At 48.5% G+C, this 9345-nt stretch carries 11 protein-coding genes; 3 read left to right on the top strand and 8 right to left on the bottom strand.

Features of this window, described 5'->3' with window-relative positions; translation table 11 throughout:
• On the top strand, positions 1 to 391 hold a 391-nt coding region (locus ACOJS8_RS05120), incomplete at its 5' end, for a His/Gly/Thr/Pro-type tRNA ligase C-terminal domain-containing protein (protein ID WP_420147457.1).
• Positions 392 to 468: 77 nt separating this feature from the next.
• Here the strand turns inward: ACOJS8_RS05120 and ACOJS8_RS05115 are convergent.
• The 8 genes from ACOJS8_RS05115 to ACOJS8_RS05080 all read right to left on the bottom strand — a co-directional run bounded on the left by ACOJS8_RS05115 (position 469) and on the right by ACOJS8_RS05080 (position 7876).
• Positions 469 to 1734, bottom strand: coding sequence for a sulfate adenylyltransferase subunit 1 (locus ACOJS8_RS05115; RefSeq protein WP_420147456.1), 1266 nt, complete (start codon positions 1732 to 1734; stop codon positions 469 to 471).
• A gap of 103 nt (positions 1735 to 1837) precedes the next feature.
• On the bottom strand, positions 1838 to 2740 hold the full coding sequence (gene cysD / locus ACOJS8_RS05110; RefSeq protein ID WP_420147455.1) for a sulfate adenylyltransferase subunit CysD: 903 nt from the start codon (positions 2738 to 2740) through the stop codon (positions 1838 to 1840).
• 86 nt (positions 2741 to 2826) lie between these two features.
• Complete coding sequence (locus ACOJS8_RS05105) at positions 2827 to 3561, bottom strand: phosphoadenylyl-sulfate reductase (RefSeq protein WP_420147454.1); 735 nt, start codon at positions 3559 to 3561, stop codon at positions 2827 to 2829.
• Between the two features lie 5 nt (positions 3562 to 3566).
• On the bottom strand, positions 3567 to 3833 hold the full coding sequence (locus ACOJS8_RS05100; protein WP_420147453.1) for a hypothetical protein: 267 nt from the start codon (positions 3831 to 3833) through the stop codon (positions 3567 to 3569).
• A 10-nt stretch (positions 3834 to 3843) separates the two neighbouring features.
• The gene (locus ACOJS8_RS05095) at positions 3844 to 4959 is read right to left on the bottom strand and encodes a Gfo/Idh/MocA family protein (protein WP_420147452.1); all 1116 of its coding nucleotides are present in this window, start codon (positions 4957 to 4959) and stop codon (positions 3844 to 3846) included.
• A 9-nt stretch (positions 4960 to 4968) separates the two neighbouring features.
• Entirely contained in the window at positions 4969 to 6177 is a 1209-nt protein-coding gene (locus ACOJS8_RS05090) for a trans-sulfuration enzyme family protein (RefSeq protein WP_420147451.1), read from the bottom strand.
• A 78-nt stretch (positions 6178 to 6255) separates the two neighbouring features.
• The gene (locus ACOJS8_RS05085; protein ID WP_420147450.1) at positions 6256 to 7323 is read right to left on the bottom strand and encodes a sulfite exporter TauE/SafE family protein; all 1068 of its coding nucleotides are present in this window, start codon (positions 7321 to 7323) and stop codon (positions 6256 to 6258) included.
• 235 nt (positions 7324 to 7558) lie between these two features.
• On the bottom strand, positions 7559 to 7876 hold the full coding sequence (locus ACOJS8_RS05080) for a hypothetical protein (RefSeq protein WP_420147449.1): 318 nt from the start codon (positions 7874 to 7876) through the stop codon (positions 7559 to 7561).
• Positions 7877 to 7885: 9 nt separating this feature from the next.
• On the opposite strand from ACOJS8_RS05080, the gene ACOJS8_RS05075 reads away from it, so the two are divergent.
• A complete protein-coding gene (locus tag ACOJS8_RS05075) occupies positions 7886 to 8074 on the top strand; it encodes a hypothetical protein (RefSeq protein ID WP_420147448.1) in 189 nt (62 codons plus the stop codon).
• A gap of 252 nt (positions 8075 to 8326) precedes the next feature.
• A complete protein-coding gene (locus tag ACOJS8_RS05070; protein WP_420147447.1) occupies positions 8327 to 9043 on the top strand; it encodes a hypothetical protein in 717 nt (238 codons plus the stop codon).
• Positions 9044 to 9345: the final 302 nt, after the last annotated feature.

Genomic DNA, 9345 nt, shown 5'->3' with positions numbered 1-9345 from the left:
TGCCTTTACTAAAGAAACCGTTGGTGAAGGCGATCAGCAGATAGATCGGACGTATCTAAAATTGCATCCGGCACTGGCGCCGGTGAAAGCAGCCGTGTTTCCACTGGTCCGGAAAGATGGTCTGCCCGAAAAAGCGGAAGCCATTGTAAAGAGTCTGCGTTCAGAGTTTCGCGTGATTATGGAAGAGCGCGACGCTATCGGCAAACGCTACACGCGTCAGGATCTGATCGGTACGCCGTTCTGTATTGCCGTTGATTATCAGTCGCTGGAAGACGATACCGTGACGATACGTTACCGCGATACGACCGAGCAGGTTCGGGTTCCAATCAGCGAGCTGAAAGCACGTATCGGTCATGAGGTTTCGATGGAACGGATTTTAGAGCAGTTATAAGGCTACGTAGTGTGAGAAGAAAAAGACCCGAAGAGCGCGCGGCGGGTGGTTTTGGTGTATCACTACGTAGTAATTTTTTACGCTTCACCAACCAGCATCAGCGCACCGACTGTTACGTTCGACGTTTCGTCGATGAGAATGGCTCCGCCCGTAGCGCGGTTTTTCTGGTACGGATCGAAACTGATAGGCTGTGCCGTACGTAGCACAACTTTGGCCAGATCGTTCAGTTTCAGGCTCTCAACACCTTCCGTCTCTTCGTACGTATTAACATTCAGTTGGTACGCGATTTCGCGAACTGAACAGCGCGTCCGGAACGTACCGACTTGCAATACGTATTTGTTCCCAGCTTTAAATTCTTTCGTATCCATCCAGCAAAGCATCGCTTCAACCGTCTGGCTGCTAATAGGCTGACTGTTCGAGCGGACAATCAAATCGCCACGGCTTATATCTACATCGGTCGCTAAGTGCAGCACAACCGACATGGGCGTAGCGGCTTCGTTGAGGTGCTGCTCGGCTATTTCAATCGCATCGATGGTCGATGTTTCGCCCGAAGGAAGGACTGTGATCGCATCGCCCTTACGGAATATACCGCTCGTGATTTTACCGGCATATCCCCGATAGTCGTGCAAATCAGCCGTTTGTGGCCGGATAACGTATTGAACCGGAAAACGTGCCGGGTGATGGTCTTCGGTAACGCCGTTTACGTCATCATCGATGGTTACAGTCTCCAGATGTTCCAGCAGGGTAGGGCCATCGTACCAGGTCATGGTCGTTGATTTATCCACTACGTTGTCGCCATTGAGCGCACTAATCGGAATGTAGGTAACCTGATGTACGTTCAGTTTTTTAGCCAGTTCGGCGTAGTGAATACAGATATTGGAAAACACATCCTGCGAGTGATCCACCAGATCCATCTTGTTGACAGCCACTACAATGTGCGGAATGCCCAGCAGCGACGCAATCAGCGAGTGCCGACGCGTTTGCTCAACCACACCCTGCCGCGCATCAATGAGCACAATCGCTAACTGACAGTTCGATGCCCCCGTCACCATGTTGCGGGTGTATTGAATATGCCCCGGTGCATCGACAATAATAAACTTGCGGTTTGGCGTCTGAAAATACCGATAGGCTACGTCGATGGTAATGCCCTGTTCGCGTTCGGAACGGAGTCCGTCGGTCAGCAGCGCGAGGTCAATTTCACCATCGTCGCGGCTTTTGCTGGCCCGCTCGATGGCTTCAAGCTGATCAGCCAGAATGGATTTGGAGTCGTAAAGAAGCCGCCCGATCAGCGTGCTTTTGCCGTCGTCAACCGATCCGGCGGTAATAAATCGTAAAAGATCCATCTACTCAATTTTGAATGAGCGAATGAGTGAATGAGTGAATAATAGAACGGCCTGTTAGCTGGCGCAAAACCATTCTATCATTCTATCATTCACTCATTCAAAATTAAAAATATCCGCCTTTCTTGCGGTCTTCCATAGCGGCTTCAGAGAGCTGATCGTCCATGCGGGTTTCGCCCCGTTCGGAGATGCGCGTCGCCTGAATTTCGTCAATAACCGCGTCTAACGTATCGGCCTGCGATTCGGAAGCGGCTGTGCAGGAAATATCGCCAACGGTACGAAACCGAACCCGGCGCGTAACAATCTGATCATCGGCCTCAGGCTTGATCACCCCACCGGCCGTAGCCATTAGCTTTCCGTCGCGAATAAGCAACTCACGCTCGTGTGCGAAATAAATGCTGGGCAGCTCGATTTTCTCACGACGAATATAGTTCCAGACATCTAGCTCGGTCCAGTTCGAGATCGGAAACACGCGCACGTTTTCGCCTTTATGAATCCGGCCATTGTACAGGTTCCAGAGTTCAGGGCGCTGACGTTTGGGGTCCCACGAGCCGAACTCGTCACGTACTGAAAAGACCCGCTCTTTGGCACGCGCTTTCTCTTCATCCCGACGGGCGCCACCAATGCAGGCATCAAACTCAAACTCTTCAATAGCATCGAGCAGCGTAAAGGTTTGCAGGCCGTTACGTGTGGCGTTACGCCCGGTTGGCTCTTTCAGTTTCTTCTCACGAATAGTATCTTCTACGTAGCGAACGATGAGTTTTTCACCGATACGTTCGGCCAGATTATCGCGGTAATCAAGCGCTTCCTGAAAATTGTGTCCCGTATCGACGTGCAGTAGCGGGAATGGAAATTTGCCCGGCCGAAAGGCCTTCAGCGCCAGATGCACCAACGTAATGGAATCCTTGCCGCCCGAAAAGAGCAGGGCTGGACGCTCAAATTGCCCGGCCACTTCCCGCATGATGTGGATGGCTTCGGATTCGAGCTGATCTAAATAATCGAGTTTCATTTTTTAACGAGTGAACCGGGGCGCCGGATCGGAGCGACTAAGCGAAAGAATGTTTAGAAATATCCACTCGTTCGCTCATTCGCACTTTAAGGTTTAAAAGCTTCTTCGTGCGTATGCAGGCCGCATTCTTTCTTGGAGTTGTCTTCCCACCACCAGCGGCCCGCGCGGAAATCTTCACCTTCCTGAATGGCCCGGGTGCAGGGCTGACAACCGATGCTGACAAACCCCCGGTCGTGGAGTGGGTTGTATGGTACGTGGTTGTCTTTCACGTATTGTTTTACCTGCTCAAAGGTCCAGTCCATCAAGGGGTGAAATTTGAACAGCTTGTGCGACTCGTCCCATTCCAGTTGCGTCATGCCTTGCCGGTTGGCCGATTGTTCGGCCCGGATGCCGGTAATCCAGACTTTATTTCCTTTTAATGCCCGATTCAGCGGTTCCACTTTGCGTATGCCGCAGCACTCTTTCCGATTTTCCACCGAATCGTACATGCTGTACGGACCTTTATCGGTCATCAGGCGTTCTTCGGCGGCCCGCTCTGGAAAATAAGCTTCTATCTTCGTAGCGTAGCGATCGTTGGTTTTTTTCCAGACCGAATACGTTTCCGAAAACATTCGGCCTGTATCGAGCGTGAAAATCTTAATCGGGATGTCGTTCGCCAGAATCAGATCGGTAATGACCTGATCTTCATAACCCAGACTGGTCGAGAAAACCACTTCACCCGGAAATAAGTCGGCCAGTGTACGTAGCGCATCTACGTTACTCAGGCCGTGCAAATGCTCACTGAGGTTTTCGAGCGTATGTATAGTAGGTTCGGTAATCATAAGTGTTATAAGTACACTTTTTTAATAAATAGAGCAATCAGTAGCCCAATAATAAAATGGTTATAAAAAGCCATCATGCCTAGGATAGCAACTCCCCAGCCATCTAAATCATTTCGCGTTTCGTAGTTGATAAATAAAGCATATGCAAAAAACGTAGCAATGTTTACTGTTATGTATCGTCGGAAATATTTCCAGGGAGCAATCAGAATAAAACTCCATAGAAAAGCAGACGGTAAAATTATCAGCCCGGTCCAATATATAACTGTACCCATCGCTTTCGCTTTATTTTAATAGAACGGCTTTTCCCGTTTTCGCCGACTGACGGGCAGCGTCCAGAATTTCCATGACGATTACGTTATTCTCTAATGACGTTAATTCGTCGGGTTTAGTTTCTCCACGGATCAGTTTTGCGTAGTACGCAAACGGGTCAGTAGCAGGCGCATCGGAGGACGTAGCGTCAAGAGACTGTTCGTCTTTTTCGGATTTTAGCCGAACGCGCATACGTGTGCCATCCAGGGTTTTTACGTAGCCAGTCTGTCCATAAACCTCCATATCTTTCCGCCCGAACGGCCAGTTCCACGACGCCTGAATGATCGTCTGTGTTTTCGGATACGTTAGAATAACCGTCGCTTCATCATCAACCTTTGGGTAAATGTCGGGTTTTATCTGTTGCGTAACAGCCTGTACCGAAACCGGGCGTTGGTTGTGCATGAGCCAGGTCGAGAGATTCGCCCCGTAACAGCCGAAGTCGAACAGAGCGCCCGCGCCGTTCAGGACCGGATCGGTCAGCCACGCCAGAAACTGCTTGCTGACATTGATTTCTTTAGGCCCTTCGTGACCGTCGTGCACCACAATTTTCCGCAGATCGCCAATTGATTTTTCTTTGTTGGCAATGGCGTATGCTTTATGATTGCTACCGTACCAGGTTGTTTCGTAGTTGGTAAGGAGCTGAATGTTGTGCTTTTTGGCTAGTGCCGCCATTTGTTTGGCATCGGCATACGTAGTGGCCAGCGGCTTTTCGACCATCACATGAATACCGCGCGGAGCACAGGCTTCCACCGTTTTCTTATGATCGACAATTGGCCCGAAATCCGTTACGGCTTCAGGTTTGACTTTGTCGAGCATGGCGGCAATGGTCGGATAAACCAGACTCATCGGAAAGCCGTACCGTTTGGAAAGCTGTTCGGCTACGTCGCGGTTGGGTTCAACAATGCCGACAATCTCAATATCGGTTTGGTTTCCCTTTTTAAATACTTTATTCAGTATGCCGCCCACATGATCATGCACCAGACCGATAACGCCTACACGTAGCGGTTTTTGTTCTGATTGGGCCTCGGCAGTTGTCAGTTGCACAGCCAGTAACAAAAGAAAAGTAAGGATTGATCGGGGACGTATCATGTTGGACACCTAGGCTACGTTCTCCTTAATCACCTCCGCCGATTTTTCTACTGCTTTCGTAAAATCTTCGATCAAATCTTCGATGGCTTCGAGCCCAACCGAGATCCGAATCAGGCCCGGCGTAATACCCAGAGCCGCTTTCTCATCGGGCTTTAGTTTGGCGTGTGTCGTCGTATTCGGGTTGGTCACAATGGTACGCGAATCGCCAAGATTTGAGGAAAGGGTAGGAATCGTCAGAGCATCGTAAAACGCCTTTACGCGCTCAAAACTGCCTTCGAGTTCAATTGTCACAATGGCACCACCTGCGCTCATCTGCTTCTTGGCCAGATCGTATTGTGGGTGAGAGGGAAGAAATGGATACAGTACACGCGCTACGTCGGCATGGCCATCCAGCGCTTCGGCCAGCTTCAGTGCGTTGCTGCAATGGCGTTCCATACGTAGCTCCAGCGTCTCCAGACTTTTTGATAGCACCCACGCATTGAACGGTGATAGTGAGGGGCCGGTGTGCCGCGCAAAGAAACGTATCGGCTGAATCAGATCAGCCCGCCCCACGACGATGCCGCCCAATACGCGCCCTTGTCCGTCCATGTATTTCGTAGCCGAATGCACCGACAGATCAGCACCGTAATCGATAGGCGTTTGCAGGATTGGCGTCGCAAAGCAGTTATCGACGTTCAGAATAAAGTTGTATTTGGCTTTTAACCGAGCCAGCATCTCCAGATCCACCAGTTCCAGACCGGGGTTGGAGGGTGTTTCCAGATACACCATTTTGGCGGCTGGCCTTCCGGCGTTGGGCTGTATGGCGGCTTCCCACTCGGCTTCGGTAGCTGTTGCGTCGACGTAGGTATGTGTAATGCCCCACTTGCTCAGAATCTGCGTAATAATCTGATGAGCAGAACCAAATAAAGCCCGACAAGCCACAATGTGATCGCCTGATTTTAACAAAGCCGCCATACTGGCAAAAACGGCTGCCATACCCGTACCCGTCGCAATACCCTCTTCGGCATTTTCCAGCATGCAAACTTTCTCGACGAACTCCGTTACGTTCGGGTTCGAGAAACGCGAGTAGATATTACCTTCTTCAGTCTCGTCGAACAGTGCTTTTCCTTGCTCCGCACTTTCAAACGCAAAACTTGAGGTCAGATAAAGCGGGACCGAGTGTTCACGATTCTGCGATTTATCTGCTTGAATACGAATGGCTTTGGTTTGTTTTTTCATAGACTTGTTTTGGCAGAATTGACGGGCTGAACAGAATCTTTATGTACGTAACAAGTTCTGCTCGGATTGTCGACCCTGTCAGAAAAACTTAATGATTTTCCGCAAACTTACGATGATGATGACAATACCGACTAAAATCATCATGGTTTTAACGGGGAGTTTCTGCGCCAGCCGGGCTGCAATAGGGGCTGCAATCATGCCGCCCAGGATCAAGCCTATGATAACCATGCCGTAATTGTCCAGACCGGCATAAAGAGCGAAGACAACCGACGACGCAAACGATACGAAAAACTCAGCCAGATTAACCGAACCAATGGTATAGCGTGGATGCCGTCCGGCGGCAATCAGCGTTGAGTTAACAATGGGCCCCCAGCCCCCACCACCAATGGCGTCGACAAATCCGCCAAACCAGGCCAGTAGCCCAATTTGCCGGACGGGTTTTTTCTTCTGATGTTTTGCCAGTGCTTTTTTCAGAATCAGTGCTCCTAAGATGGCTGTATAAACAGATATGGCTGGAGAAAGATAATCAGCTATCACCTCCACATCCGATAAGCTGGTGATTAGATACGCTCCCAAAGCCGCGCCAATAACGCCCGGAATCAGAACAACCTTAAAAAGCCGGCTGTTGACGTTTCCGAATTTAAGGTGCATATAGCCTGATACGCCACTTGTAAATATCTCGGAGCTGTGTACACTGGCCGTTGCAAACACCGGACTAATACCTACACTGGTCAGGAACGTAGTGGCCGTTACGCCATAGGCCATGCCAAGGGCTCCATCGATCATCTGCGCTATGAATCCCGCCATGATAAAGTAAAAAATATCGGGCGTGATATTAACGGCACCGGCGATAAGTGTTAAACGATCCAGTGTGAAGTAGCTGAGTAGCAAATGCCCAACGATCATCAGGGCGAGAGCCGAAAATACGTAGATCGCAATTTCGGTGCGGGTCCGACGACGTAGCATCGGCCGGGTCAAGGTTGTCTGAATGTTCGCCGATGGAAATGCCGCTCGCAAAGCTTCTGCCTGCTCAGCGGCATTATCGCCTTTCAGGCTGATGGTCAACCCGTTAAGGTTTATGGCATGTGACTCCGACGTAAGCGTAGCACTGGCTGATTCAGGCGTAGAGGCTATCTGTTTTTGCATACAGTATAATGCCTATCGAATTAATAGATTTTTTCTTTTATGAAAAACGGCACGCCTATGTGCCGCTTGTAACTTAAAAACAGATGCTAACGCAAACGTTGCGCAAAGATACGAGTGACAGCGGGAAAGATGCAAGGTAACGTTGAAACATCTTTTGTTTAAGGTCCTTGTATACATCTGGTTGATAGAAGGTTTCCTTAACCTGCAACTGACTTCTTTATGGATCATGAATAGGCTAGAGGTGAAGGCATTGCTCAGGGCCGCGTCTCCAGAGAATGTACAGCGGATGAAAAAATAACCTCGACCAGACGTACCAGGGTTTGGTGGGTAGTCCACCTGGTGGAGGAAGATTATTGATCGCTACGTTAATATTGGCCGGAAAAATAGCGATGAGCAATAAAATCAATCCCCAGGCTACCCAGAATTGAGTTTCAGGAAAGAGTAATCCAATTTTCCGGCGAATACGACTGAGACTTTCGGACTCAATGCCCAGATAAGAAGCCAGATGCCGAACCGAAATTGTCTGAACCAGTTCGGGATTTTCCTCAACCAACTCAACGTAGTGCTATCTGGCGTTGCTAGTCAGAAACTGAATTTTGCGGCTGGTCTTTCTGAGAAATGCCTGTTCCACAATCAAGCGGCCGATACGTTCGGCGTATGCGACTGGTCGTATAAGCGTACCGAAACGCTGGCGAAGTCGGTCAAGGCTGTCCATAATGCAGTGTACATAAAAGCGCAGCCACTGAAATAAATATGGGTAATGAATCACATAACAGACCCAATTGATAAGTAACTAATATATATAATTAAGACACTTTTTCTTTAGCCCTGCATGGTTATACCATCGGGGCTTTTTTATGGCTATAGTGTATGCTTTTATTATCTCATATAACCAGAAATCGCACACCGCTAAAAATTGAAGTATTAGCCCCTAAAACAGACGCGTGAATATTTGCAATTGACATCATTAAAAGCATACATTTGTGTATAAACTCCTACAGACATGATTACAGAACCTCCTATTAGCACATCTGCGCCCCCGCCCTCTAGCGACGTGATTCTTCAAATTATTTCTGATTTAGAAGCCAAAAAGCAAACAGAAACCAGGCAAGTAGAAATCCTCGAAAGCAAGCTGGCTTCATCACGTGACAGAATAAGACAATTGACTATTACAATTGAGGCTTTAAAGAAAGAGTACAATATTGGTAACAAGTCAAATAAAACAGCAATTGCAAATGGCAACTTTCTTCCGCTACGCTATGGGAGAGCGTCAAACTCATTTAACCTATACAATAATATAGGTCCTACACAACAGCCTATTTTCGACGATGCAACCTCACCTGTAGTAGATGGATGGTCCAAACCTGTTAGCGTTTCTTGGCTTGATCTGGCAAGAGAAGCTATTAGGGGGGCAGACAATTTACTAACCCCGTCAGAAATATCTAATTATCTTAAAATGGACCACGAGGCAAAGAGGAAACACGGACAAACCCTAAGTGGAATTTTGGCATCTTACCGTGGGAGCGATCACATTGTAGGCGTTCCTGTTTATCAAAAAACGGCGGGTGGAAAGATAACTACACAGTTTTTAAACGGATTACCAGAATTTTTTCAGAACTTAGAGGCCAAGAAACTTAAACCAAATTACGAAGCAAAACTTAGAGATAAGGTAAAAGGGTTAGGCTTATTTCTGACTGAAGAAGAGGCTGAACTCTCATAAAGGAAAACCCCCAACCAAGGCATTCACCTCCTACAGATAGTGCCTTGAAAGGGGGCTTACAAATCGGCATACAGGGGTGTCCTGAGCCGACGTTACGAAACTTTTACATGCTAGTATCATGAAAAAGCTTTCAATCATTGAAACGCATTGGGGTATAACCCGTCGTGTTTCAACCCGGAAGGTTCACCGAGTTACCAAGCGAACCAACCGTGAAGGTGTTAACGTTAGACCTGTATACAGGTCGCGTCGCACCAAACGGTAACGTCGCAGATTAGCGACAGTTAAAGCCAGTTCGGGTAGCC

It is taken from the genome of Spirosoma sp., assembly GCF_048594605.1.
In the GTDB taxonomy this organism is placed as follows: domain Bacteria; phylum Bacteroidota; class Bacteroidia; order Cytophagales; family Spirosomataceae; genus Spirosoma.
This window is presented reverse-complemented; position numbering and strand designations above follow the sequence as displayed.

What these genes read in the sequence shown, in the direction of transcription:
- ACOJS8_RS05115 (WP_420147456.1), bottom strand. Translation starts at nt 1,734, where the DNA reads ATGGATCTTTTACGATTTATTACCGCCGGATCGGTTGACGACGGCAAA.
- cysD (WP_420147455.1), bottom strand. Translation starts at nt 2,740, where the DNA reads ATGAAACTCGATTATTTAGATCAGCTCGAATCCGAAGCCATCCACATC.
- ACOJS8_RS05105 (WP_420147454.1), bottom strand. Translation starts at nt 3,561, where the DNA reads ATGATTACCGAACCTACTATACATACGCTCGAAAACCTCAGTGAGCAT.
- ACOJS8_RS05100 (WP_420147453.1), bottom strand. Translation starts at nt 3,833, where the DNA reads ATGGGTACAGTTATATATTGGACCGGGCTGATAATTTTACCGTCTGCT.
- ACOJS8_RS05095 (WP_420147452.1), bottom strand. Translation starts at nt 4,959, where the DNA reads ATGATACGTCCCCGATCAATCCTTACTTTTCTTTTGTTACTGGCTGTG.
- ACOJS8_RS05090 (WP_420147451.1), bottom strand. Translation starts at nt 6,177, where the DNA reads ATGAAAAAACAAACCAAAGCCATTCGTATTCAAGCAGATAAATCGCAG.
- ACOJS8_RS05085 (WP_420147450.1), bottom strand. Translation starts at nt 7,323, where the DNA reads ATGCAAAAACAGATAGCCTCTACGCCTGAATCAGCCAGTGCTACGCTT.
- ACOJS8_RS05070 (WP_420147447.1), top strand. Translation starts at nt 8,327, where the DNA reads ATGATTACAGAACCTCCTATTAGCACATCTGCGCCCCCGCCCTCTAGC.